Source organism: Aquabacter sp. DMC10 (assembly GCF_056314145.1).
In genome coordinates this window covers 101,899-126,940 of record NZ_JBQUYX010000010.1, presented here as the reverse complement: position 1 = coordinate 126,940, position 25,042 = coordinate 101,899, and the positions used below count along the sequence as shown (strand labels likewise).

Sequence of the window (25,042 nt, the reverse complement as noted above, 5' to 3'; positions counted from 1 at the left end):
GCGCCTATTCCGGCCTGCCATGGCTGTGGCCGGCATCAAGGCCATGAATGTGCAGGTCCTCCCGCGTCACCGCGTGGCGATGGATGAGGGCGTCGGAGAGCCGGCCCGCCTTGAGCGCCACCGCGCGCGTGGCGAGGCGCTCAAGCACCGAGCGGTCATGGGAGACCAGGATCATCGCGGTATCGAGGCCGGAGAGCACCTCCAGCATGCGGGCATGGTTGACCTCGTCCAGCGCATTGGTGGGCTCGTCCAGCAGCAGCACCTGCGGCCGCATGGCCAGCACGGCGGCCAGCGACACAAGGCGCTTCTCACCGCCCGACAGGCGGTGCGTGACCCGCTCGGCCAGGTGCAGGAGGCCCAGGCGGTCAAGGCAGGCGTGCGCTTCCGATACCGCCGCCGGGCGATCCAGGCCCAGATTGAGTGGGCCGAAGGCCACATCGTCGAGCACGGTGGGACAGAAAAGCTGGTCGTCGGGGTCCTGGAACAGGAAGGCGGCGCGGGCGCGCACCTCGCGAAAATCCTTTTCCGCCTTCCGGTCGCGGCCGAAGGCGTGGATGCGCCCGGACGTAGGCCGCTCCAGGCCCACCAGGGTGCGCAGCAAGGTGGTCTTTCCCGCCCCGTTGGGGCCGACCAGCGCCAGCCGTTCGCCCGCGTGAAGGGCGAGGTCGATCGCATCGAGGACGGTCGCCTCGCCCCGGCACACCGTCACCTGCTCCAGCCTCAGGAGCGGAGCGTTCATGCCAGGTGCTCCATGACCAGGAAGGCGGCAAGGACCAAGGCAAGAGCCAGCCCGAACGCCCCATCCGCAGGTGCGAAGGAAAAGCGCACCAGGGGTGCCGGGAAGCGGCCATCAAAGCCCCGGCAGCGCATGGCTTCATGCACCCGTTCGGCCCGCTCCAGCGCGCGCACCAGAACCATGCCGCACATTTGGCCAAGGCTTCGCCAGGTGTGAAGGCTGGTGCGCGGAACGAAGGCACGGGCGCGCATGGCGTCCCGCAGCCGGCCCGTCTCGGCGCGCAGGAGCGCCACATAGCGCACCATCATGAGAAAGAGATGCACCAGCTGTTCCGGCACGCCGAGGCGCGCCGCCGCGAGCCCCACGCGCACGGGCTCCAGCGTGCCGATCAGCGCGAAGACACAGGCCGCACAGGCATTCACTTTCACGGCGATCAGCATGGCGCGGGCAAGGCCCTCCTGGCTGGCGGTCAGGCCACCCGCCTCGAACACCGGCACGCCGGGCGTGGTGAAGGGCAGAAGCACGAGCAGAACCAGCATGAAGCCTTCAAGATGGGCGAGGCGGCGGGCGAGTGCCACCGGGGTCAGGCCGCAGGCCAGCGCCAGGCCGAGCGCCGCGGCCAGGGCTGCGACGGCCAGCGCCAGGTGATGCAACGTGATGATGGACAGGACGCAGGCGAAGGCGGCAAGGAGGCGGGTGCGCGGATCAAGCCCTGACAGGCGCGGGGGCTCTGCCACCTCCCTGTCGGCCAGGCTCATCGGCCCGCTCCCATCCGGCGCCGGGAGGAGACCCACAAGGCGGTGCCGGCAAGGCCGACGATCATGCCGATGCCGCCCATCACGTCATTGAACCGCACCCGCCCCTCGGCCGCCTCATAGGCTTCCAGGAGCGGCCGGATTTGGCGCGCCACGGCCCGGTCCGCAGCCGCATCGACGAGCCCTGCCAGGACCGTCGGATCGGGCAGGCAGGCGGCGGGCGCTGGCGCGAGGGATGGCGCGGAAGCATTGGGCGCTGGGGCTTCAGAGGAAGGCGCGGGCTCGGCGGGCGCAGGCGCCGTCGGACCGAACCGATCGGCGGGCAGCAGCGTCTCGGCCACATGGCCGTCACCGGCATTGACCACCACTTCCACGGCCTGCGGCATGGGCGGGCGATAGGAGAAGGCGCCTTCAGCATCGGTCACGGCCTGGGCGAGATCGCCACCGCCGGGGGTGCGGAAGAGGACCTGCGCGCCCTGGGGACGCCCGCCACCGATGAAGAAGGCATAGCCGGTGACCGCGCCCCCTTCCACTGTGGCGAAGACCTTCAGGCGATGGGCCGCCGCCGGCTGCACGAACAATACCGTCAGCCCCAGCAAGACAAGGGCCGCCACCAGAAGGGGGAGGGGCGTCTTCACTTCACCGGCCCACGGGAGGCCAGAACGCCGCCCGCCGGCGCTGCGGCCACCGGCGCGGGCTTATCGGCGGCGGCAGGCGCGAACACCTCGGGCTTCACGGTCTTCAGGAACGCCACCGCAAAACCCGTCACCGCTCCTTCGCCCAGCATCAGGGGCACATAAGTGAGCAGGATGATCCGCGCCGAGGGCACGAATTCCGACCCCGACAGCACGAGGGACAGGGCCACGAGACCCGCCGTCCCGGCGACGGCGCCCGCCGCGCAGACGCCGCCGATCAGCCCGGCCATCCCCGGGCGCGCGCGGCGCACGGCGGGCCGCAGCAGGAGGCCGAGAAGAATGCCGGGCCCGGCAATGTTCACCGCATTGACGCCCAGGGTGGTCAGCCCGCCAAAGCCGAACAGCACCGCCTGCAGCACCAGGCCCGCCACCACCGCCGGCAGGGCCGCCCAGCCGATCATCAGCCCCATGAGGCCCGACAGCAGGAGATGGACGCTGGACGGCCCCACCGGCACCGCCACCAGCGAGACGCAAAAGAAGGCGGCGGAGAGCAATGCCACCTTGGGAATGTCCTCTTCCCGCAACTGCCGCAGCGCCACGGCAAGACCCGCCGCCGCCAGCACGCCGCCCCCCGCAAGGACCGGAAGAGACAGGACGCCGTCCGGGATATGAGCCATGGCTTACGCCTATTTGGAGGAAACAGGGGTCGCTGGCGCGGGAGCCGCCGGCTTGGCGGCAGCGCTCATGTCGGTGGCCCTCACCCAGATGAGGCCGCCCAGTTCCACCTTGGCCGGCTTGCCGTCCGGTCCCTTCATGGGCTTGTCACCATCCACCAGGGCGGCAAAGCCCCACCAGCCGGCCCGTGGCATGGCATAGGAGAAGACGCCGTTCTGGTCGGCCTTGATGACCTGGGTGAGGAAGGCGTCGTTGGGCGCCTTGACCGCGCCGTCATTGACATATTCCACCTCGATCTCGGCGAAGGGCACGGGCTTGCCGTCCTTGCGCACGAGGCCGCGGAAGAGATTGCCGGTCCAAAGGCCGGTGGGCCGCGTCAGTGGTTCGATCTCCACTGGCAAGCCGATTTTGGCATCCCAGCCCTCGCCGGAGGCGAAGCCGTCCACGAACACCTTGGCATAGTGGACGATGTACTTGTTCTCCGCCGGCTCCCAATAGGGCTGGGGCTCCACGAAGAAAATGACGCCGCCGGGGGCCTTGAGGTCATAAGCCAGCCGCCAGGCCTGCTTGCCGTTGACGGTCTCGCTGGCGATCTTCGGCAACAGGTCGGTGATGCCGGCGGCGGTCTTCACGCCGACCCGCTTGGGGCGGGCCATGTCCATGGCCGGGCCGCCTTCCATGGGGTGGGTGAAGACGAGGTCGACGGTCACAGGGCCGCCATCGGGCAGCACGTCGGCGGAGGGCAGGATCTCCTGGAAATGGGCGAAGGCCGCCCCGCTCCCCAGACAAAGTGCCAGTGCCGCGCCGAGGATCCGCAGAGCCATCTCCGCCCCCAATGGATGATCATACGTTTTTGTAAAATCATCATACCAGAGACGCAAGAGGACCGGCGGGACTTTTCGCCGGCAGCCCAATGGGCATGGTCAGGTGCGGTAGTCGGGCTCCTCGCGGTCCAGGGTGCGCTTCATGCTGGCAAGGTGGAGGCGGGCGGATTCGGGATCGCCCTCCCGCATCTGGCGGGCAGCGGCGGCGGCGATTTCCGGCTTGACCGGAATGACCGGCCGTCCGGTGGCGAGCGCCAGGCACTGCACCTCGCAGGCCCGCTCCAGATAATAAAGATCGTCCCAGGCCTCGGCGATGTTGGAGGCGAGCACCATCACGCCGTGATGCTTCATGAAGACGATGTCCGCATCCCCCACGGAGGCGGCGATGCGGTCGCCTTCGGTGGCATCGAGGGCAAGGCCGTTATAGTCCTCGTCCACCACCACGCGGCCGTAGAATTTCAGCGCCGTCTGGCCGGCATAGATGAGGGGATCGCCGGCGGTCATGCTCAACGCGGTGGCGTAGGGCATGTGGGTGTGAAAGGCGACCTTGGCGCGGGGCACGTTCTTGTGCAGGCGGGCATGGATGTAGAAGGCGGTCGCCTCCGGCACGCCCTCGCCCGAGAGGACATTGCCGTGGAAGTCGCACACCAGGAGGTGCGAGGCCTTCAGTTCCGCGAAGGCATAGCCATAGGGATTGACCAGGAACAGGTCGTCATAGCCCGGCACCACGGCAGAGAAGTGGTTGCAGATGCCCTCGTGCATGCCGAGGCGCGCGGCAAAGCGGAAGCAGGCCGCCAGATCCACCCGCGCATTCCAGACGATCTCGCTGTCGAGGTCCGGGCGATTGGGCATCACCGCTGGGGCAACGTCCGGGGCGAGGGCGTCCTTGTTCAATGCGTGGGCCATTCAGGTCTCCTCCTTCTTCTTGCGGCGCGGGGCGGGCTTGTTTTCCGGCGCAACCTGCGGTGCGATCGGCAGCGCCTTCTCCGCCCCGGAGGTCAGATAAGCGAGCACCATGTCCACGATGTGCGCCTTGCGCCGGGCGATGTTTTCCGGCCGCTTCAGGTCGCGGTCGAAGATCATGGAGAGGGTATATTTGTTGGACAGGTAGAAATAGCCGAGCCCAGACATGGAGATATAGAGCTCCACCGGATCGATGCCGGCACGAAACACCCCTTGCCGCTCCCCCTCCGCCAGGATGGTCTGGATCGAATCCGACAGGCGATTATACAGCGAGCGGATGATGGGCGACTTGGTGATGTGCTTGCCGCGATAGAGGTTCTCCGTGTTGAGCATGACGATCACGTCCGGCTCGTCCACGAAGGTCTGGAAGGTGGTCTCGCACAGGCGGCGCATGGCCTCAACGGGGTCGAGCCCGGTCAGCGGAACGTCGCCTTGGCGCCGGCGCAGCGTCTCATAGGTGCGCTCCAGCACCCGGACATAAAGCTCTTCCTTGGACCGGAAGTGGTGGTAGAGCAGGTTCTTGCTCACCTTGGCCCGGGCGATGATGGCGTCCACCCGCGCCCCGTCATAGCTGCGCCGGGCGAACTCCGCCTGGGCCGCGGCGAGAATCCGCTCCTGGGTCTGTATGGTGTCGCGCTTGCGCACGGGCTCGCCGGACACGGCGGCCGGCTTGCGCTTTCCCTTCGACGGGCGCTCGGCCTCGGACAGGTCCGAGGGCGTGTCTGGCGGCTCTTGGGGCATGGCGACGTCCGGCATGGTTCAACTCCGCGCCATCATACCGGCATTGGGCGAGGTGCAACCAAGGGTGCGCACCGTTCCACACAGATGCGTGCGGTCTCCGCGCCGTCCCGCTGCCACCAGTCCAGCCGGGAGAAGATCTCCACCTCGAACGGGCCCTCATAGCCGATCTCGTCCAGTACCCGGCGGAAGCCGGCCAAGTCGATCACCCCGTCCCCCACCATCCCCCGGTCCTGGTAGAGGTCGCGGGTGGGCACCAGCCAGTCGCACAGATGGAAGGTGAGGAGGCGCTCCGGCCCTGCCCGGCGCAGGCCGTCTGGGAAATCCGGGTCCCACCAGCAATGATAGACATCCGCCACCAGCCCCGTCCCGGCGCCGAGTTCGTCCATCAGGTCCAGGCAGGCGCGGGTGGTGTTGAGACAGGACCGCTCGGCCGCATACATGGGATGGAGCGGCTCCAACCCCAGATCCACGCCGCAGGCGCGGGCATGGGGCAGCAAGGCGTGCAGCGCATCCGCGACGCGGGCACGGGCGGCGGACAGGTCCTTTTCTCCCGTGGCGAGCCCGCCGGGGACCACGACGAGGCACCTGGCGCCGATCTCGGCGGCGGCGTCCAGCCGGCGGCGGTTCTCGTCCAAAGCCGCGGCGAAGGCCGCCTTATCGGTCAGGTTGACCCAGGCGGTGGTGCACAGGCAGGGCACGAACAGGCCGGCATCGCGGATGAGCCGCGCGGCGGCCGGCGCGCCGATGCCCTCCAGATATTGCGTCCACACGCCAATGCCACCGACCCCCAATCGGGCATAGACATCCACCGCCTGCGGCAAGGTCAGGTCGCGCGTGGTGATCTGGTTGATGGCGAAGCGCGGGAGCGCGCTCATGCCTGCGCCCCGCGCCGGGCGCTGCGCAGAGCCTTGGTCCGCACCTCGTCCACCCGGCCGTCGGCGATGATGACCGCGAAGCCGTCGCGGGCATAGGCCGCGCTCACCTTGCCGTCGAGCACGTCTTCCAGCACCCGCGCGGGATCGCGCTCCAGCGGGTCGCCATAGCCGCCACCGCCCGCCTGCTCGTGACGTAGCACCGCGCCACGATGGACGGTGCGCGTGACCTTGCTGGCCAGGAGTTCCGTTTCGTCCGCCTCCCGCAGCAGGTTCCGGGACGGCGCGCCGGGGCCGCCGCCGAACAGGCCATAGGGGCGGTTCAGATAGCGGTCGGCGCGCAATTGCATGACCGCGTCGTCCGCCAGCAGGCGATATTGGCGCACGACGCCGAGCCCGCCCCGATTGCGCCCGGCGCCGCACGAATCGGGCCGAAGGGCATATTCCTCGATCATGAGGGGATAGGTCGCCTCCATGATCTCCACCGGCATGTTGGACATGTTCTGGGAGGGATTGGTGACGGCGTCGATGCCGTCCTTGGTGGCCCGTCCGCCCAGCGCGCCATTGATCATGTCCACCACGATGAAAGGCTCGCGCGTCGCCTTGTCGTAGCCGCCGAGACAGACCACCGAATTGCCCCCCTCTCCGGCCGCGCAGACCCGCTCGGGGACGATGGCCGCCAGGGCGCCCAGCACCGTGTCCACCACCCGATAGCCGGTCAGGGCGCGGGCGGCGACGGGCGCGGGGAATTCGGGATTGAGCAGCGAGCCCTTGGGCGCGCTCACATCGATGCAGCGATAGACGCCGGCATTGTTGGGCACGTCCGGATCCAGCACGCAGCGCACGGCCAGATAGGTGGCGGACTTCACGAAGGACAAGGTCGAGTTGATGGCCCCCTTCACTTGTGGCGCCGAGCCCTCGAAGTCCACGCCGATCTGGTCGCCCGCCACGGTGATGGTGACATGGATGGGAATGGGCGCCTCGTCGAAGCCGTCGCCGTCGATATAATCGGTGAAGCTGTAGCGCCCGTCCGGCCAGCGGGCGAAGGCGCGCCGGGTCAGGCGCTCGCCATAATCCAGGAATTCGGCGAGGAAGCGCTCCACCATCTCGATGCCGTAGCGGCCGGTGAGGCGCAGGAACTCCCGCTCGCCCAGCGCGCAGGTGGCAAGCTGGGCCTCCAGATCGCCGATCACCAGATCCGGCAGGCGCACATTCTTCGAGATGATGTCGAACAAGGTCTTGTTGCGCACCCCCTTGTCGAACAGCTTCAAGGGCGGAATGCGCAGCCCCTCCTGGAAGATTTCCGTGGAGTCGGAGGCGTTTGATCCGGGCACGCGGCCGCCCACGTCGCAATGGTGGCAGATGACCACCGCATAACCCACATGCCGCGCCCCGTCGAAAATGGGCTTGAACATGAAGATGTCCGGCAAGTGCATGCCGCCATCATAGGGATCGTTGAAAATAATCACGTCGCCGGGGTGGAGGTCGTCGCCATAATGGCGCTGGAGCGCCGCCATGGCATCGGGCACGGCACCCAGATGCAGCGCCACCGTCTTGGCCTGGGCCAGGATGCGGCCCTCGGCGTCGCACATGGTGGCGGAATAATCGAGCACGTCGCGCACGATGGGTGAGCGGGCGGTACGCATGACCGTATAGGCCATGTCATCGACGATGGATTCGAACGCGCTTTTGAGAACCGCGAAGGTGATGGGATCGAGCGACGCGCTCGGCTGCGGGCTGACGGGCGGTGTCGGCTGGGCGTGGATCATGGCGGGCTCCGTCAGCTCAGCGTGATGAGGAGATTGTTGTGGGCGTCGACCTCGGCACTGGCATCCGGCGGGATCACCACCGTGCTGTCCGCCCCTTCCAGGATGGCCGGGCCGGTGAGGGAGGCCGGGCAGGCGCGCCGGTCATAGACGGGGGTCTCCCGCGTGCCCCGCTCGGCGCCGAAATGAACGGTGCGGACGCCGATGGGCTTGGCGGCGCGGGCGGTCTCTTCGATGCGCGCCTTGAAGTCCAGCTTGCCGGGCCGCAGCCCCCGCCCGATCAGGCGCAGGCTCACCACCTCGACGGTGTCCGCTGAAGAGTAGGAATAGATGGCCTCATAGGCGCTGGTGAAGGCGGCCTTGAGCGAGGCCACGTCGCCGGCGCGGTAGGGCACCGCCAGCGACATTTCCTGCCCTCGGAAGCGCATGTCGATCTCGGGCGAGAGGCGCACATGGTCCGGCGCGACGCCTTCTTCCTCGAGCGCACGGCGCGCCTCGGCGGAAAGCTCGGCCAGCACCGCCTCCACCGCCTGCGTATCCAGCGCGTCGAGCCGGCACGGGAAGGGACGGATGAAGTAGCGCTCCACATCCCCCGCCAGCATGCCCATGGCGGTGAAGACGCCGGGTGAGGCCGGCACCAGCACGCGGGGCATGGCCAGCAGCCGGGCGATGTCGGCCGCATGGACCGGCCCCGAGCCGCCGATGGCCACCAGCGTGAAGTCACGCGGGTCGACGCCGCGCTCCACCGTCACCGCGCGGATGGCGCGGGCCATGTTGGCATTCACCACCTCGCGCACGCCATGGGCGGCGGCCTCCGCGCTCAGGCCGAAGGGGGCGCCGAGATCACGCGACATGGCGGCGCGGGAGGCCTCCACCGACAAAGGCCGCGCCCCGCCAGCCAGGGAGGCCGGCAGATAGCCGAGCACCAGGTTCGCATCGGTGACGGTGGGCCGCGTGCCGCCAATGCCGTAGCAGACGGGACCGGGATCCGCCCCCGCCGAGACCGGCCCGACGCGCATCAGCCCGCCTTCGTCCACATAGGCGATGGAGCCGGCGCCGGAGCCCACTTCCGCCACGTCCACGGTGGGCACGCTCATCATATAGCCGCCGGCCTTGATGAAGCGGCTGGGCGTGGAGATGCCGGCGCGGAACTCGTACTCGCTCACCCGCATCAGTTCGCCCCCTTGCACCAGGGAGGCGGAGGCGGTGGTGCCGCCCATGTCGAACACCACCAAATCCTTCAGTTCCAAGGCCTCGCCAAGGCGCGAGCCGCCCACCACGCCGGCCGCCCGGCCGGAGGAGATGAAGAAGACCGGCTTTTCCCGCGCCGTCTGGGAGGAAGCGAGCGCCCCGTTGGAATTGCACACCAGCAAGGGCGCGCTGACGCCGGCCGCCGCGAGGCCTTGCTCCAGGCGCGTCAGATACTGCTCCAACACCGGCCGCACATAGGCATTCACCACCGTGGTAGACGTGCGCTCATATTCCTTGGCCTCCGGCAGCACCGAGACCGAGGAGGTGATCCGCACCTTCGGGAAGCGTTCGGCCAGCAGCAGCTCGGCGCGGCGCTCATGCACCGGATTGCGGTAGCTGTTGAGGAAGCACAAGGCCAGCGAGGTCAGGCCCGCCGCCACCAGATCCTCGGCCGCCGCCATCAGTTCCGCCTCGTCGAGGGGAACGAGGATGGTCCCGTCGGCGGCGATGCGCTCGGTCACCTCGCGGCGATGGCGCCGGGCGACCAGGGGCTGGGGCTTCTCCCATTGCAGGTCGAACATGGATGGGGTCCGCAGCCGGCCGATCTCCAGCACGTCGCGGAAGCCGCGCGTGGTGATGAGGCCAGTGGGCGCGCCCACCTTCTGGAGCAACGTGTTGGAGCCCACCGTCGTGCCGTGAACCACCTCGGCGATGTCAGCCGGATCGAGCCCGGCGTCCGCGATGATGGCCGCCACCCCTTCCAGCACCGCCGCCTCGGGCGCCGCCGGCGTCGAGGACACCTTGCGGTGGAACACGGCGCCCGCGCCATCGGCGAGGACGAGGTCCGTGAAGGTCCCGCCAATATCGACGCCGATGCGCGCGCCGGACCCGGACGGGGCGCGCCCGTCCGGCGCTGGGCTCAATGAGACTGCCACGGTGATGCCTCCGGGAATTATTGGACTAGATGGTTAGTTAGAGGCGGATTTCCCGTCAAGAGATCATGCGCACGAAATGTTTGCAGATGGTGACGCAGAAAACGTCTTGCGCATGGTATTGGACCATGTAGTCTCATTTCAAAATCCAGAAGGGGACCTCACAGCATGGGAATGTTCGCTTTCGGCGGCCGTCTCGCGCGCTCCTGCGCCATCGCCACCCTCCTCGCCGCCACCCTCTCAGCCGCGCCGCTGCGGGCCGAGGAGAAGCTCACCGTCCGGCTCGATTTCTCCCCGTGGGGCGTGCATGCGGGCATGCACCTGGCCAAGGAGAAGGGCTGGTTCAAGGAGGCCGGGCTCGACGTGGACGTCCAGGATGGCCGGGGCTCTGGCAATACGCTGCAACTGGTCAATGCCGGCCAGGTGGATGTGGGCCAGATCCAGCTCGGCCTGCTGCCGCAGGCCCGCGAGAACGGCTCCACCGCCAAGGGCTTCGCCGGCTGGGATAAGCGCACCGACCTCGCCGTGCTGGTGGACAAGGATTCGCCCATCGCCAAGGTGGCCGACTTCAAGGGCAAGAGCCTGGTCGTGTTCGCCGCCAGCCCCTGGGCGCCCTTCATCGACTACTGGCTGAAGCAGGGCGGACTCGACCGCACCACCGTCAACGTCCTCTTCGTGGACCCCGCCGCGCTCTGGGGCACCTATACCGCCAAGCGCGCCGACGGCCTCATGTCCACCGAGCCCTCCGCCCTGCCCGTGGCGGAAGCCGCCCGTCCCTCCAAGGCCATCCTCGCCGAGGACGTGGGCATCGCCTTTCCGAGCTATGGCCTGATTGCCACCGAGAAGACCATCGAGAGCCGCAAGGCCGCGCTTCAGTCTCTGGTGAACGTGCAGCAGAAGGCCTGGGCCTATATCAAGGACGGCCATGTGGAGGAGGCGGCCGACGCCATCATCAAGCAGCGGCCCGATGCCAAGCTGAACAAGAAGGTGCTGATGGACCAGATCCAGCTGACCATCGACTTCTTTGACACCCCCAACACCAAGGGCAAGCCCATCGGCTATCAGTCGCCCGAGGACTGGGCGAAGGCGCAGAAGTCGCTGGAAGCGGCGGGGGCCATCAAGCCGGGTGTGGACCCGTCCTCCTACTTCACCAATGAATTCGTGAAGTGAACGCACACACCCCCACCCCCCATCCCGCTCCCGCACGGACGGCCATGGCCTATCTCTCCATCGAACAGGTCCGCAAGACCTACGGGTCGCCCCGCGGGCCGGTCCATGCCCTCAAGGACATCGGGCTCGAGGTGCGCGAGGGGGAGTTCGTCTCCATCCTCGGCCCCTCCGGCTGCGGCAAGTCCACGCTGCTCAAGTGCATTGCGGGCCTTGAGCCGGTGAGCGGCGGGCAGATCGCGGTGCAGGGGCGTCCCCTCAAGGGGCCGCCGGAGGACATGGGCATCGTGTTCCAGCGCGACGTGCTGCTGGACTGGCGCACCATCCTCGACAATGTGCTCATCACCGCCGAGTTTGCCGGGCTTAACCGTGCCGCCATGCGCGAGCGGGCAGGGCAATTGCTCCAGCGGTTCGGGCTCGGCGGGTTCGAGAACCGGCACCCGTGGGAATTGTCCGGCGGCATGCGCCAGCGGGCGGCGATTTGCCGGGCGTTGCTGTGCGACCCCAAGCTCCTGCTCATGGACGAGCCGTTCGGCGCCCTCGACGCCATGACCCGGGACGACCTCAATTTGGAGCTGGCGCGCATCTGGCAGGATACCCGCAAGACCGTGGTCTTCGTCACCCACGGCATTGCGGAAGCCGTCTTCCTGTCCGACCGGGTGGTGATGATGGACCGCAATCCCGGCCGGGTGGTGGAGATCATCGACATCGACCTGCCCCGCCCCCGCCACCTCGCCTTGCGCGAGACGCCGGAGTTCGGGCGCTACACCGCCCATATCCGCCATCTGTTTGCCAGCCTCGGCGTGCTGAAGGATGATGCCTCATGAGCGGACCGGAGACTGCCGTCATGCCCGCCAGCCAGGAAGCCCCCAGCCAGATGCCCAGCCGCGTCGTGCCCCGCCTGCTGGCGGCGCTGCGCGAGGCGGGCATGGTGGTCGGGCTCATCCTCGGCGTGCTCGTGCTGTGGGAGGGCGCGGTGCGCCTCTTCCAGCCGGCGCCCATCATCCTGCCCTCCCCGGCCTTGATCCTGGAGGAGTTCCTGCAAGCGCCCAGCTATTTCCTGCGCCAGACCCTGTTCACGCTCTATACGACGCTGGCCGGCTTTGGCCTTGCGGTGGTGCTGGGCCTGACGCTGGCGGTGGGCATCGTGCATTCCCGCTTCCTGGAGCGCACGGTCTATACGCTGCTGGTGGCGCTCAATTCCGTGCCGAAGGTGGCGCTGGCGCCGCTCTTCGTCATCTGGATGGGCACCGGCATCGAGCCCAAGATCGCCATCGCTTTGATGCTGGCCTTGTTCTCGGTGGTGATCGACGCGGTGCTGGGCCTGCGCACCGTCGACCCGGACATGGTCAATCTCGCCAAGGCGAGCCGCGCCTCCACCTTCGACATCCTGCGCAAGATCCGCTTTCCCAATGCCTTGCCCAGCGTCTTCGCCGGGCTGAAGGTGGCCATCTCCTTCGCGCTGGTGGGGGCCATCGTGGGCGAGTTCGTGGCGGGATCGGAGGGGCTCGGCTTTGCCATCCTCACCGCGCAGGGCCAGTTCGACACGCCGCGCGTCTTCGTCTGCCTGATCCTGCTCGGCCTTCTCGGCACCTTGCTCTTCTATATCGTGGAGGGCCTGGAGACCCTGCTCCTGCCCTGGCACGTCTCCCAGCGCGCGGCTCATGGGGGCGGACACTGAGCGGGCGGGGGACACCCATAGCGACCCCAGCTGCGGCCGGACGGGCGACCCTCCGGCCGCAGGCCGTTTCCGCGCGCCTGGCGCTGATTGCCACCGCTATCTTGTGGGGCAGCAACCATGTGGCGGCGCGGGCCATCCATGAGGGGCTGCCGCTGGCCTCGCTGATCTTCTGGCGCTGGGGCCTCGCCTTGGCTGTGCTGCTTCCCTTCGCCGTGCCCGGCCTGTGGCGGCACCGGGCCGTGGTGCGCGCCCATGCCCGGCGGATCGCGCTGCTGGGCATCCTGGGCGTCGGCCTGTTCTCGCTCTTTCTCTATGCCGGGGCCTATTACAGCCTCGCCTTGGAAGTGGGGCTGCTGAATGCCACCACGCCCGTCTGGGTGGTGGTGCTCACGGCGCTGGCCGGCGCGCCCAAGGTCACGGCCCGGCAGATCGCTGGCGTGCTCCTCGCTTTGGCCGGCGTGGTGGTGATCCTCATGAAGGGCTCGCTCGCCGGCCTTTCGGGCTTCGAGTTCCGGATCGGCAATCTCTGGTCCCTGCTCGGGGCCATGGTCTTTGCCTGGTACACCCTGGCGCTCGGCGCCCGGCCGGTGCCGCTTCCCGCCCTTGGGCTGACCACGCTGACGGCGGGCAGCGGCTTCATCTTCATCATCCTGCCCGTCTATGCGGGCTTCCTGCTGCTGGGCGGCGCCGATCCGCTGCTCTCCCTCCATCCCCCCACCGAGGTGGCGGCGGCCACCGCCTATATCGCATTCGGGCCGACCCTGGTGGGCAATCTGTTCTGGATCTTCGGCGCGTCCCGGCTCGGCGCGGCGCGGGCGGGGCCGTTCCTTTATCTGATGCCGCTCGCCTCGCTGGTTTTGTCCGTCACATTGCTGGGCGAGCCGCTGGCGCTGTTCCAACTGGTGGGCGCCGCCGCCATCGTGGGCGGGCTCATCCTGTCCAACCGAGGGGCGCCACCTCAAGCCATGCCCTCTCCCTGAGGGCGGCGCAGATGGGCGATGGCGACGCTTGCCGCCATGCGCACATGATGGCGTGCCGCGTCCCGCGCCGCCGCGCCATCCCGCGCCAGGAGCGCCGCCACCAAGGCCTCCAGCTCCGCGACCGACTGCGCGGCCCGCCCCGGCGCCTCCAGCGAGGTGGCCCGCAGCACGGTGATGCGGCAATTCAGCAGATGCAGGCTCTGCCCCACCGCCGCATTGCCCGATCCGGCGATGAGGCAGTCATAGAAATGGGTCTTGGCGGTGAGCCAGGCGATGGGGTCGGCGGCAAGGCTGGCGGACTTCAGGCCCTCCAGCGCCGCCTGCAGCGCCGCGCGGGCTTGCGCATCGGCCCGCTGCGCGAACAGGAGGCTGGCAAGTCCCTCCAGTTCGCAGCGCACCTCATAGATGCCTTCCGCCTGTTCGGGCGTGAGGCCCGCGACGATGGGGCCGCGATGGGGCAGCACCTTCACCAGCCCTTCGGATTCCAGCTGCCGGAGGGCTTCCCGCACCAAGGTGCGGCTTACCCCTGTCAAATCGCACAAGGCGCGCTCGGGCAGCCGCTGGCCGGCGCGGAAGCGGCCCAGCGCGATGGCGGTGCGGATGCTTTCCACCACGCCATGGCGCAGCGGCGCGGCGAAGCGGGCCACCTTGAAGCCGTCATCGCTGGTGGCCCCTGAGGCTGTGGTCTGATCCATGGCTGCGCTCCTGGTCCTTTCCTCCTGTGCGATGTGTCCCGGCTTCTGCCTTGCGCTTTTTGCCTCCTCCCTTTGCCCCCTCCCTATCCCTCCCCCGCCTTGCGGGAGAGGGGACTTTGGTGCGCCAGGGCGGGGCGGTAGCTGGGCGTGATGGGCGTCTGTCATCCTGACCTCTCCCCCCAGCGGAACCGGCCCCCTCTCCCGCGAAGCGGGGGAGGGTTGGGGAGGGGGAAGACGCAACGCCAACACCCTGCGCGCCCCTCTGACGCCCCCAGCACCAACATCCCCGCCAAAGGCAGGGGTGGAGGGATGCGGGAGCGGCCGGCGCGCGGCGGCGCGCCGTAAACGTGTGGGATGAGGTGGAGCCGGGCTCCGTCCGCTCCCGCGCGGGGATTTCTGACCTCGGCCCCGCGCCGCGTGGGCGACAGGTTCTCCCATCAGCACCGGCCGAACCACTGCCGGATCGGTGCGCCTGGGCCTTCAGCCTCCTCTGCTAACGGTTCGGGGGGCGTTATTCCCCGTCCCGTCGGACACCCGCCCCCGACACCACACGTCAGGCCGCTCCGGACGCGCCCCTCCTTGGTGCCAGGTGAGGACACCATAGCAGAGGCTCAAGGAGATAGGAATATGGTCTAGGATATTTTTCTTAGACGGAGTAATTGGAGGCTCTCGCCCTGCCCCCTCCCTATCCCTCCCCCGCTTCGCGGGAGAGGGGACTTCCGTGCGCCCAGTCGGGGCGATGGCTCTGCTCAGCCTCGGCGTTCATCATCCCAACCTCTCCCCCAGCGCCACAGGCCACCTCTCCCGCAAGGCGGGGGAGGGTTGGGGAGGGGGAAAGGAGCTTCGGCGCGCCCGGTCGGGGCGGCGCTCTGCTCTGAATCAGCCTCGGCGTCCACCGTCCCAACCTCTCCCCCAGCGCGACCGGCCCCCTCTCCCGCCAGGCGGGGGAGGGCTGGGGAGGGGGCGCTTCGGCGCGCCCGGGCAGGCCTACTTCAGCTCGCCCGCCGCCTTCATCTCATTGACGACCTCGACCACCACCTTCATGGCGTCCAGCGCCGCCGGCACGCCGCAATAGATGGCGGCCTGGAGCACGATTTCCTTCAGCTCTTCCTGGGTCAGGCCATTATTGATGGCGCCGCGCACATGCAGGCGGATCTCATGGGGGCGGTTCAGCGCCGTGAGCATGGCGAGGTTCAGGAAGGAGCGGGTGCGCCGGTCGAGGCCCGGGCGGTTCCAGATCTCGCCCCAGCACCATTCGGTGACGAGCTTCTGGAGCGGAGCGGTGAAATCGTCGGCATTGGCCACCGAGCGGTCCACATAGGCGGAGCCCAGCACTTCGCGCCGCACGGCGAGGCCCTTCTGGAACATCTCGGTTTCAAATTCGGGACGCATCGCCATGCCAAGCCTCTTATGGTTTGACCGGCCCGGATCGGCGCCCGATTGGCCGGTGGGGGCGCAACACGGCACCCCGTTTTGAACCCTTCCCGCTTACGACGAGAGCCATTGACCGTCAAGAAAATTGTATGATAGGCATACGGTAATACGCAAAAGAAACGTTGGAATACAAGACTTCCAGCGGAAAGCGCCGGGACGCCGGCGGGAGGAAAGCCCCATGACCGCCATCGAGCCGTTCGAGCTGTTCGCCATCCGCTACGGCACCAATTCCGGGCGCCTGGAATGCCAGAATGTGCTGGGCGGCGCCCCCGACAAGATGGGATCGGACCTTTCTTATTATGTCTGGGTGGCCCGCCGCTCGGACGCGGTGTTCGTCATCGACACCGGCATGGACCAGGCCACCGCCGATGCCCGCAAGCGCACAGTGCTGCGCCGGCCCGCCGATGCCCTGGCCCTGCTGGGCATCGATGCCAAGGCCATCGACCATGTCATCATCACCCATCTGCATTTCGACCATGCGGGCACGCTGGGAGACTTCCCCCGCGCCCGCTTCCATGTGCAGGACGGCGAGGTGAGCTTTGCCACCGGGCGGTGCATGTGCCACGAGCCGCTGCGCCACGCTTATGACGTGGAGCATGTGGTCTCCTTCGTGCGCTGCGTCTATGCCGGCCGCGTTGCCTTCCACGAGGGGGCGGAGGAGATCGTGCCCGGCCTCACCGTCCACCGCACGGGTGGCCATGCCAAGGGCCTCCAGGTGGTGCGGGTGCTCACCAAGCGCGGCTATGTGGTGGTGGCCTCGGACGCGTCGCACCTCTACCAGAACATGGAAGGCCGCCTCGCCTTCCCGGTGGTCCATTCCATCGAGGACCTGATGGAAGGCTACGAGACCCTCTATCGCCTCGCCGCCTCGCCGGACCATGTGATCCCCGGCCATGACCCGTTGGTGATGAGCCTTTATCCCCCGCCCGCGCCGGAACTGGAGGGCATCGTCGTCCGCCTCGACGTGCCGCCCCGGGCGCGGGGCTGAGCGGTGAGCGCCCCTCTCCCCCTCGCCGGCCGCAGCGCCCTTGTCACCGGCTCCACTGGCGGCCTCGGCCACGCCATCGCCGCCCATCTGGTGGCCCAGGGCGCCCGCGTCATGCTCACCGGCCTCCTGCCCACGGCGGAGATGGCGGACGAGATCGCCCGCCTGAACACGCTGGGCGGCGCGGCGGCCTATGAGCCTGCCGATATTTCCGACCCCGCCGCGCTCGTCGCCCTCATCGATGGGGCGCAGGAGCGGCATGGCGCCGTGGACATCCTCGTCAACAACGCCGTGGTGCGGCACACCTCCCCCATCGAAGCCTATCCGCCCGAAAAGTGGGAGCTGGCGCTGGCGGTGAATCTCTCCGCGCCCTTCCATGCCATCCGCCGGGTGCTGCCGGGCATGCGGGAGAAGAGCTTCGGACGCATCCTCAACGTGGCCTCGGTCTATAGCTTCAAGGGCATCGCCAACCGGGTGGATTATGTGACCACCAAGACCGGCCTCCTTGGCCTCACCCGCACGGTGGCGCTGGAGGTGGCGACGGACGAGATCACCTGCAACGCGGTCTGCCCCGGCGTGCTGCCCACCCCCGCCATCACCGGCAAGATCGCCGGCATCGCGCGGGACGAAGGGGTGAGCGTGGAGGAAGCCACCCGCGCTTATCTCGCCGACCGCCATCCCAGCGGGCGCTTTGCCTCCATGGAGGCGGTGGCGGCGCTGGTGGCCTTCCTGTGCAGCCCCGCCGCCCGCGACATCAATGGCGCCGTGCTGCCGGTGGATGGCGCCTGGCTCGCCAGCTGATTTCCAGAGTTTCAGAAGGTCCCGGAGGACGACGTGAACGACAAGACCATCGGATTTGTGGGCACGGGCCGCATGGGCGGACCCATGGCGGGCCGCCTTCTGGATGCGGGCTATGACCTCGTGGTGTTCGACCCCAGCCCCGCCGCCCTCGCCCCCCTGGTGGAGCGCGGCGCCCGCAAGGCGGCCTCCCCCGCCGAGGTGGGCGCGGCCGCCCGCATCGTTTTCGTCTCGCTGCCCACCCCCGACGTGGTGAAGGCCGTGGCGCTCGGGGCTGACGGCCTGTCTTCGGGCGGCGCCATGCGCATCTTCGTGGACCTCTCCACCACCGGCCCTCGCGCCGAGGCGGAGGTCGCCCGCGCGCTGAAGGAGAAGGGCGTCGACACCGTGGACTGCCCGGTGAGCGGCGGGGTGGCCGGCGCCCGCAAGGGCACGCTGGCCATGATGGCGGCGGGGCGGACCGAGGTGTTCGAGACCGTCAAGCCCATGCTCTTGAACCTGGGCAAGGTGTTCCATGTGGGCCAGGAGCCCGGCATGGCGCAGACCATGAAGGTCATCAACAACATGGCCTCGGTGGCGGCGCTGGCCATCTCGTCCGAGGTGATGGTCATGGGCGCCAAGGCCGGCCTCGACGCGGACGTGATGATCGACGTCTTGAACGCCGGCAGCGGCCGCAACAGCGCCACCACCGACAAGATCCCCAATTTCGTCCTGCCCCGCACCTTCGACTTCGGCTTCGCGGTGGGCCTGTCCTCCAAGGACATCCGCCTCTGCCTCGACGAGGCGGAAGCCTTGGGCGTGCCCATGATCGTGGGCAGCGCGGTGCGCCAGCTCCTCACCATCACGCGGGAGAAGTTCGGGGCGGACGCGGACATGACCAACATGGTGCGCACCGTGGAGGAATGGGCCGGTGCGGAAGTGCGCGGCAAGGCCGCCAAGGCCTGACCCCTCCCCCCTCACCCGCCAACCCGAAGGAGGCGTCGATGTCGCCCGCAGACCCGGTTCCCGTCGCCTCCCTCTCCGCCAGCGACCGCCTCGCCGCGTTCGTGGCGGATTATTCCTATGAGGCCATTCCCCCCGCCGTGCGGCACGAGGCGCGCCGCTCGCTGCTCAACATGTTCGCCACTGCCTTTGCGGGGGCCTGCGACCCGGCCATTGAAAGCCTGTGGGGGGCGCTCGCCCCCTTCTGCGGGCCGCAGGTGGCCACCCAGATCGGGCGCGGCGGACGGGTGGATGCGCCCACCGCCGCCTTCCTGAATGCCGCCGCCGCCAATGTGTTCGACTTCGACGACACCCATCCCGGCACCGTCATCCACCCCACCGCCCCTGTCGCCCCGGCCTTGCTGGCGCTCGCCGAATTGCGGCCGGACGGGCGGGTGATGAGCGGGCGGGATTTCCTCGCCGCCTTCATCCTGGGCGTGGAGGTGGAATGCCGGATCGGCAATGCGGTCTCGCCCGGCCATTATGCGCGGGGCTGGCACATCACCGCCACCTGCGGCGTGTTCGGCGCGGCCGCCGCCTCCGGCCGGGCGCTGGGGCTCGATGCGCTCCGGGTGCGCGACGCCTTCGGCCATGCGGCGGCGCAGGCCTGCGGGCTGGTGGAGGCGCTGGGCACGCCGGCCAAAAGTTTCGGGGTGGGCAATTCTGCCCGCAACGGCCTCATCTCCGCCTTCGCCGCCCGCAACGGCGCCTATGGCCCCGCCCGCCCGCTGGATGGGGAGCGCGGCTTCCTCAACCTCACCTGCGACGATCCCCGGCCGGAGGACCTCACCGTGGGGCTGGGCGAGACCTGGGAATTGGCCAAGAACACCTACAAGCCCTATCCCTCCGGCGTGGTGCTGCACCCCGTCACCGATGCCTGCCTCGCCTTACGGGCGGCGCCGGGCTTTGATGTGTCGGCCATTGCCGAAATCGTCGTGCGCGGCCATCCCCTGCTGCGCCAGCGCACCGACCGGCCGAACGTGAGCACGGGACGCGAGGCCCAGGTCAGCGCCCATCACACGGTCGCCGCCGCGCTTCTCGACGGGGCGGCGGGCCTCGCCCAATACACCACCGCCCGGGTCTGCGACCCCGCGCTCCAGGCCCTGCGCGCCAAGGTGCGCATGGAGGATGATCCGGCCATGGAAGTGGAGGCCGCCGTCGTCTCCATCCGCTTCGCCGACGGCCGCACCGTGACCGAGGTGGTCGCCCACGCGCTGGGCAGCCGGGGCCGCCCGCTCTCGGACGCCGACCTGGAGCACAAGCTGCGCACCCTCGCCCCCCTCGCCGAGGGTTGCGCACCCGATGCGCTCATCGACGCGGTGTGGAGCCTGGAAGACCTCCCCGACGCCGCCACCCTCCTGCGCCATGCGCGGCCGTGAGGCGGGGGCCATTCGCCGCCCGCTCGCCGGCCCTGCTCCCTCTCCCGCTTGCGGGGGAGGGCTGGGGAGGGGGGCGCGCGGGGAAGGGCCGGCGCGGCGGCCCGCTTTCGCCTTGCCCGGTGCTTCAGCGTTGCCTTGGTAGCGCGGTGGCTCTTTCGCCCCCTCCCCACCCCTCCCCCGCTTCGCGGGAGAGGGAGTCTGGTGCGCCGGGTGGAGAGCCGCGCGTAGGCTTTGGCAAGGCGGCCGGAAGTTCGGCGCCTCGTGTCTTCTCAAGCGAGAAGCATCCCGCCGACACGCTCCACGCCCGCGCCGCTGGCCCGCCCCGCTCCCTCTCCCGCTTGCGGGGGAGGGGTGGGGAGGGGGGAGCGCGGGGAAGGGCCGGCGCGGCGGCCCGCTTTCGCCTTGCCTGGTTCTTCAGCGTTGCCTTGGTGGCGCGGTCGCCCTTTCGCCCCCTCCCCTGCCCTCCCCCGCTTCGCGGGAGAGGGAGTCTGGTGCGCCGGGTGGAGAGCCGCGCGTCGGCTTTGGCAAGGCGGCCGGAGGTTCGGCGCCTCGTGTCTTCTCAAGCGAGAAGCATCCCGCCGACACGCTCCACGCCCGCGCCGCTGGCCGGCCCCGCTCCCTCTCCCGCTTGCGGGGGAGGGCTGGGGAGGGGGCGCGCGGGGACCGGCGGGCGCGTCGGCGCCGGGCTTCGTCTTCTCCTTGCCAGGTCCCACGTTCAGCGCGACACCGGCCCGCCTTTCGCCCCTGGCCCTTTCGCCCCCTCCCCCACCCTCCCCCGCTTCGCGGGAGAGGGGGCGCGGCGCGTCGGAGGGAGCAGAGTTGCGCGATGCGGGAATCCAGCGCCGGCTTGATCTTCATGTCTGATTGTATGATCATAAGACCACTCTGACGGTACATCCATCACCCGCGCGGCGACGGCCGGGTCACCCGGACCGACACAATCAAGAACCGTCGCGCCCAGGAGGAAACGCCAATGACCCTTCATCCCCTCACCCGCCGCCGCGCCTTAGGTGTGCTCGCGGCCGCCACCCTCGGCGCCATCTGTGCGGCAAGCCCGGCCCTGGCGCTCGATTATCCCACCCGCCCCGTGACCATCGTGGTGGGCTCGCCCCCGGGCGGCGGAACGGACATGGTGGGGCGGCTGGTGGCGTCCGGGCTCCAGAAGGAGCTGGGCCAGCCCTTCGTGGTGGAGAATAAGGGTGGCGCCTCCGGCAATATCGGCACCGGGGCGGTGGCCCGCGCGGCGCCCGATGGCTACACGCTGCTGATGGCCTATTCGGGCTATCAGGTGGTGAACCCCTCGCTCTTTCCCACCTCGCTCCAGTGGGACCCCATCAAGAGCTTCGCGCCCATTGCCTTGGTGCTGAAGGCGCCGCACATCATCACCGTGAAGGCCAGCCTGCCGGTGAAGACGCTCGCCGACCTCATCGCCTATGGCAAGGCCAATCCCGGCAAGCTCAATTATGCCTCCGTGGGCCAGGGCTCGCTCAGCCATATTGGCGGCGAGATGTTCTCCCAGCAGACCGGCGTGACCATGACCCATGTGCCCTATCGCGGCTCGGGCCCGGCGGTGACGGACCTGGTGGCGGGCAATGTGGATCTCTTCATCAACACGCCCCAGTCCCTGGTGGGCTTCCTCCAGAACGGCACGGTGCGCGGCCTCGCCGTGACCAGCGACCAGCGCCTGCCCATGGTGAAGGACATTCCCACCGTGGTGGAAGCCGGCCTGCCCAACCTTCAGCTTGAGGCCTGGTACGCCCTCTATGCCCCCGCCGGCACGCCGCCCGCCATCATCGAGAAGCTGGCCGGGGCGGTGAAGAAAGTGGTTGAGACCAAGGAGTTCCAGGACGCGGCGGAACAGAGCGGCTCCTATGCGGTCTATATGGGCCCCAAGGAACTGGGCGCCTACACCGCCAGCGAATTGAAGGTCTGGTCCGGCGTGGTGGAGAAGGCCGGCATCAAGCTGGAGTGAGGACCGACCGATGAGCGCCCCCTCCCCCCGGCCCCGCACGCTTTATGACAAGGTGTGGGACGCCCATGTGATCCGCACCTATGAGGACGGCTCCTGCCTTCTCTATGTGGACCGCCACTTCGTGTTCGAGGTGACCAGCCCGCAGGCCTTCGAGGCCCTGCGGGAGGCCGGGCGGCGGGTGCGCCGGCCGCAGGCCACCTTCGCCGTGGCCGACCACAATATCCCCACCCTCCCCGGCCGGTCTGACGACAGCGGCGAGGCAGACGGGCGCGCCCAGCTCGCCTTGCTGCGGGCGAACACCGCCGAGTTCGGCATTTCCTATTTCGACATGAAGGACCCCCGCCAGGGCATCGTCCATGTGATCGGCCCGGAACTGGGCCTCACCCAGCCGGGCCTGACCATTGCCTGCGGCGACAGCCACACGCCCACCCACGGGGCGTTCGGCGCCTATGCGGTGGGGGTGGGCACCTCCGAGGTGGAGCATATCCTGGCCACCCAGACCTTGCTCCAGAAGCGCGCCCGCACCTTGCGCATCCGCGCCGACGGGCGCCTGGGGCTGGGGGTGACGGCGAAAGACCTCATCCTCGCCGTCATCGGCCGCATCGGAGCGGCGGGCGCCACGGGGCATGTGGTGGAATTTGCCGGCGAGACGGTGGCGGGCCTGTCCATGGAGGGCCGGCTGACTTTGTCCAGCATGGCCATCGAGGCCGGGGCGCGGGCGGGCATGATCGCGCCGGACGACACCACCTTCGCCTATCTCAAGGGCCGCCCCTTCGCGCCGCAGGGCGCGGACTTCGACCGCGCGGTGGAAAAATGGAGCCACCTCTTCTCGGACACTGACGCGGAATTCGATCGGGAAGTGGCCATCGATGCGGCCACCGTGGAACCCATGGTCACCTGGGGCACCAGCCCCGACGATGTGGTGCCCGTCTCCGGCCGGGTGCCCGATCCCGCCCGCGCGACGCGCCCGGGGGAGGCCGAGGCCATGGAGCGGGCGCTTTCTTACATGCGCCTCACCCCCGGCCAGCGCATCGCCGACATCCCCGTGGACAAGGTCTTCATCGGCTCGTGCACCAATGCCCGCATCGAGGATCTGCGGGCGGTGGCGGCGGTGGCGAAGGGCCGCAAGGTGAACCCACGGGTGACCGCTCTGGTGGTGCCCGGCTCGGCTCAGGTGAAGCGGCGGGCGGAGGAAGAGGGCATCGCCGCCATCCTGAAGGAGGCCGGGTTCGAGTGGCGGGAGGCGGGCTGTTCCATGTGCATCGGCCTGAACGCGGACCGCCTGAAGCCGGGAGAACGCTGCGCCTCCACCTCCAACCGCAATTTCGAGGGGCGCCAGGGGCCGGAGGGGCTGACCCATCTCGTCAGTCCGCCCATGGCCGCCGCCGCCGCGCTGGCCGGCCATTTCGTGGATGTGAGGACGCTGGCCCCATGAGCGACCCCCCCTTAAGCGAGACGGTTCCCGCCGAGCGCCGCTTCACGCGCCTGAAGGGCATTGCCGCGCCTCTGCCCATCGCCAATGTGAACACCGACATCATCGCCCCCAAGGACCTCATGCGCGCGGTGACCCGCAAGGGGCTCGGCTGGGGCCTGCTGCGGCCCTATCGCTTTGATGGCGAGGGCCGGGAGCGGCCGGACTTCGTGCTGAACCGGGAGCCCTGGCGGCACGCCGCCCTCCTGGTGGCGCACGAGAATTTCGGCTGCGGCTCATCCCGCGAGCATGCGGCCTGGGCACTGGCGGATTTCGGCATCCGGGCGGTGATCGCGCCCTCCTTCGCCGAGATCTTCCAGAACAATTGCATCAAGAACCGCCTTCTGCCCGTGCCCCTGCCCCGCCCGCAGCTGGACGCCGTGATGGCGGCGGCGGAGGCCGGCGAAGAGGTGGAGGTGGACCTTGAGGCGCAGGTGGTCCGGCTGGCCGATGGCCGCGCCCTGCCGTTCGAGGTGAGCCCGCTCGCCCGCCATCGCCTCCTGGAGGGCATCGACGACATCGCCGATACCCTGCGCTACGAAGACGACATCCTGGCCTTCGAGGACCGCCATTTCCGGGACACTCCCTGGCTGGCCGGCCGGAACAGACATGAGGACGAGACCCATGGATCTTGAGCTGAAGGGCCGCCGCGCCGTCATCACCGGCGGAAGCCGGGGCCTCGGCGCGGCCATCGCGCGGGAGCTGGCCAAGGAGGGCATGAACCTCGTGCTGCTCGCCCGCGACGGCGCGGCCCTCGCCCGCTTCGGGGCGGAGCTGGCCGAGACCTTCGGCGTGAGCGTGGCCACCCACGGGGCGGACCTGTCCACGCTGGAGGGCGTGGAAGGCGCGGCGCGGGCGGCTGAGGCGCAGGGCGCGCTCCATGGCCTCGTCAATTGCGCGGGCGCCACCAAGCGCGGCGACTTCTTCTCGCTTAACGAGGCGGACTGGGACACCGGCTATGACCTGAAGCTGCGCGCCGCCGTGCGGCTGTCGCGGGCGCTGTGGCCGCGCCTGAAGGAAAGTGGCGGCGCCATCGTGAACATTGCCGGCCTCGGCGCGCGCATGCCATCGGGTGATTTCACCATCGGCGCCTCGGTGAACGGCGCGCTGCTCAACTTCACCAAAGCGCTCTCGGAAGTGGGCATCCGGGACGGCGTGCGGGTGAATGCCATCAATCCCGGCTTTTTCCGCACCGACCGCCTCGCCCATTCCCTGCGGGCCACCGTGGAGCAGACCGGCTGCGCGCCGGAAGAGGCGGAAACCGTGCTGCTGCAGAAGCTGGGCGTGCGCCGCTTCGGCGAGCCGGCGGAAGTGGGCGAACTGACCGCCTTCCTGCTCTCGCGCCGCGCGGACTATCTCAACGGCTCGGCCATCGAGATCGATGCCGGCGCGCGCCGGGGGATCTGAGG

General features: G+C 69.1%; 23 protein-coding genes and 2 pseudogenes. 13 read left to right on the top strand and 12 right to left on the bottom strand.

What is annotated here, in order from left to right:
* Positions 1 to 4: 4 nt before the first annotated feature.
* From ACT54L_RS23185 to ACT54L_RS23140, 10 genes and pseudogenes are all read right to left on the bottom strand, one after another.
* Positions 5 to 739 carry an energy-coupling factor ABC transporter ATP-binding protein gene (locus tag ACT54L_RS23185; protein ID WP_476088024.1) on the bottom strand — a complete coding sequence of 245 codons (735 nt, stop codon included), beginning with the start codon at positions 737 to 739 and terminating at the stop codon, positions 5 to 7.
* Entirely contained in the window at positions 736 to 1,494 is a 759-nt protein-coding gene (gene cbiQ / locus ACT54L_RS23180) for a cobalt ECF transporter T component CbiQ (protein ID WP_476088023.1), read from the bottom strand. Before cbiQ ends, ACT54L_RS23185 begins: the two co-directional genes overlap by 4 nt.
* On the bottom strand, positions 1,491 to 2,129 hold the full coding sequence (locus ACT54L_RS23175; RefSeq protein WP_476088022.1) for a cobalamin biosynthesis protein CbiM: 639 nt from the start codon (positions 2,127 to 2,129) through the stop codon (positions 1,491 to 1,493). Before ACT54L_RS23175 ends, cbiQ begins: the two co-directional genes overlap by 4 nt.
* 1 nt (position 2,130) lies before the next feature.
* Positions 2,131 to 2,803, bottom strand: a pseudogene (gene cbiM, locus ACT54L_RS23170) (cobalt transporter CbiM).
* Between the two features lie 9 nt (positions 2,804 to 2,812).
* Positions 2,813 to 3,625, bottom strand: coding sequence for a DUF4198 domain-containing protein (locus ACT54L_RS23165; protein WP_476088021.1), 813 nt, complete (start codon positions 3,623 to 3,625; stop codon positions 2,813 to 2,815).
* Between the two features lie 99 nt (positions 3,626 to 3,724).
* Positions 3,725 to 4,531 (bottom strand): aldolase, encoded by an 807-nt coding sequence (locus ACT54L_RS23160; RefSeq protein ID WP_476088020.1) that lies wholly within the window; start codon positions 4,529 to 4,531, stop codon positions 3,725 to 3,727.
* Complete coding sequence (locus ACT54L_RS23155; RefSeq protein ID WP_476088019.1) at positions 4,532 to 5,344, bottom strand: TetR/AcrR family transcriptional regulator; 813 nt, start codon at positions 5,342 to 5,344, stop codon at positions 4,532 to 4,534.
* 17 nt (positions 5,345 to 5,361) lie between these two features.
* Complete coding sequence (locus ACT54L_RS23150; protein WP_476088018.1) at positions 5,362 to 6,204, bottom strand: sugar phosphate isomerase/epimerase family protein; 843 nt, start codon at positions 6,202 to 6,204, stop codon at positions 5,362 to 5,364.
* On the bottom strand, positions 6,201 to 7,970 hold the full coding sequence (locus ACT54L_RS23145) for a hydantoinase B/oxoprolinase family protein (RefSeq protein ID WP_476088017.1): 1,770 nt from the start codon (positions 7,968 to 7,970) through the stop codon (positions 6,201 to 6,203). The genes ACT54L_RS23150 and ACT54L_RS23145 overlap by 4 nt, the downstream gene beginning before the upstream one ends.
* Before the next feature lie 11 nt (positions 7,971 to 7,981).
* Positions 7,982 to 10,093: a hydantoinase/oxoprolinase family protein gene (locus ACT54L_RS23140; RefSeq protein WP_476088016.1), complete on the bottom strand. Its 2,112-nt coding sequence runs from the start codon at positions 10,091 to 10,093 to the stop codon at positions 7,982 to 7,984.
* A gap of 165 nt (positions 10,094 to 10,258) precedes the next feature.
* Between ACT54L_RS23140 and ACT54L_RS23135 the strand changes: the two genes are divergently transcribed.
* Genes ACT54L_RS23135 through ACT54L_RS23120 form a run of 4 tightly spaced genes read left to right on the top strand, consistent with a single transcriptional unit; the run spans position 10,259 to position 13,918 of the window.
* Positions 10,259 to 11,260, top strand: a complete 1,002-nt coding sequence (locus ACT54L_RS23135) for an ABC transporter substrate-binding protein (RefSeq protein WP_476088015.1) — start codon at positions 10,259 to 10,261, stop codon at positions 11,258 to 11,260.
* Positions 11,261 to 11,304: 44 nt separating this feature from the next.
* Positions 11,305 to 12,084: an ABC transporter ATP-binding protein gene (locus tag ACT54L_RS23130; RefSeq protein ID WP_274776939.1), complete on the top strand. Its 780-nt coding sequence runs from the start codon at positions 11,305 to 11,307 to the stop codon at positions 12,082 to 12,084.
* Positions 12,081 to 12,938, top strand: coding sequence for an ABC transporter permease (locus tag ACT54L_RS23125; RefSeq protein ID WP_476088014.1), 858 nt, complete (start codon positions 12,081 to 12,083; stop codon positions 12,936 to 12,938). The genes ACT54L_RS23130 and ACT54L_RS23125 overlap by 4 nt, the downstream gene beginning before the upstream one ends.
* On the top strand, positions 12,821 to 13,918 hold the full coding sequence (locus tag ACT54L_RS23120) for a DMT family transporter (RefSeq protein WP_476088105.1): 1,098 nt from the start codon (positions 12,821 to 12,823) through the stop codon (positions 13,916 to 13,918). The genes ACT54L_RS23125 and ACT54L_RS23120 overlap by 118 nt, the downstream gene beginning before the upstream one ends.
* Here ACT54L_RS23120 and ACT54L_RS23115 read toward each other — a convergent pair.
* Together ACT54L_RS23115 and ACT54L_RS23110 are read right to left on the bottom strand one after the other, a co-directional pair.
* Positions 13,897 to 14,613, bottom strand: coding sequence for a GntR family transcriptional regulator (locus ACT54L_RS23115; RefSeq protein ID WP_476088013.1), 717 nt, complete (start codon positions 14,611 to 14,613; stop codon positions 13,897 to 13,899). The genes ACT54L_RS23120 and ACT54L_RS23115 overlap by 22 nt on opposite strands.
* 987 nt (positions 14,614 to 15,600) lie before the next feature.
* Positions 15,601 to 16,011, bottom strand: a complete 411-nt coding sequence (locus tag ACT54L_RS23110) for a carboxymuconolactone decarboxylase family protein (RefSeq protein WP_476088012.1) — start codon at positions 16,009 to 16,011, stop codon at positions 15,601 to 15,603.
* A 214-nt stretch (positions 16,012 to 16,225) separates the two neighbouring features.
* Here ACT54L_RS23110 and ACT54L_RS23105 point away from each other — a divergent pair, with 214 nt between their 5' ends.
* The 9 genes and pseudogenes from ACT54L_RS23105 to ACT54L_RS23065 all read left to right on the top strand — a co-directional run bounded on the left by ACT54L_RS23105 (position 16,226) and on the right by ACT54L_RS23065 (position 25,040).
* A complete protein-coding gene (locus ACT54L_RS23105) occupies positions 16,226 to 17,035 on the top strand; it encodes an N-acyl homoserine lactonase family protein (RefSeq protein WP_476088011.1) in 810 nt (269 codons plus the stop codon).
* A 3-nt stretch (positions 17,036 to 17,038) separates the two neighbouring features.
* Positions 17,039 to 17,833, top strand: a complete 795-nt coding sequence (locus tag ACT54L_RS23100) for an SDR family oxidoreductase (RefSeq protein WP_476088010.1) — start codon at positions 17,039 to 17,041, stop codon at positions 17,831 to 17,833.
* 27 nt (positions 17,834 to 17,860) lie between these two features.
* A pseudogene (locus ACT54L_RS23095) lies at positions 17,861 to 18,340 on the top strand (NAD(P)-dependent oxidoreductase); the annotation flags it as partial.
* A complete protein-coding gene (locus tag ACT54L_RS23090; RefSeq protein WP_476088104.1) occupies positions 18,317 to 18,775 on the top strand; it encodes an NAD-binding protein in 459 nt (152 codons plus the stop codon). The pseudogene ACT54L_RS23095 and the gene ACT54L_RS23090, both read left to right, overlap by 24 nt.
* 38 nt (positions 18,776 to 18,813) lie before the next feature.
* A complete protein-coding gene (locus ACT54L_RS23085) occupies positions 18,814 to 20,190 on the top strand; it encodes an MmgE/PrpD family protein (protein WP_476088009.1) in 1,377 nt (458 codons plus the stop codon).
* A gap of 973 nt (positions 20,191 to 21,163) precedes the next feature.
* The gene (locus ACT54L_RS23080; RefSeq protein WP_476088008.1) at positions 21,164 to 22,162 is read left to right on the top strand and encodes a Bug family tripartite tricarboxylate transporter substrate binding protein; all 999 of its coding nucleotides are present in this window, start codon (positions 21,164 to 21,166) and stop codon (positions 22,160 to 22,162) included.
* A gap of 10 nt (positions 22,163 to 22,172) precedes the next feature.
* Positions 22,173 to 23,597 (top strand): 3-isopropylmalate dehydratase large subunit, encoded by a 1,425-nt coding sequence (leuC, locus tag ACT54L_RS23075; protein ID WP_476088007.1) that lies wholly within the window; start codon positions 22,173 to 22,175, stop codon positions 23,595 to 23,597.
* Positions 23,594 to 24,268 carry a 3-isopropylmalate dehydratase small subunit gene (gene leuD, locus ACT54L_RS23070; protein ID WP_476088006.1) on the top strand — a complete coding sequence of 225 codons (675 nt, stop codon included), beginning with the start codon at positions 23,594 to 23,596 and terminating at the stop codon, positions 24,266 to 24,268. Before leuC ends, leuD begins: the two co-directional genes overlap by 4 nt.
* Complete coding sequence (locus tag ACT54L_RS23065; protein WP_476088005.1) at positions 24,258 to 25,040, top strand: SDR family oxidoreductase; 783 nt, start codon at positions 24,258 to 24,260, stop codon at positions 25,038 to 25,040. The genes leuD and ACT54L_RS23065 overlap by 11 nt, the downstream gene beginning before the upstream one ends.
* Positions 25,041 to 25,042: the final 2 nt, after the last annotated feature.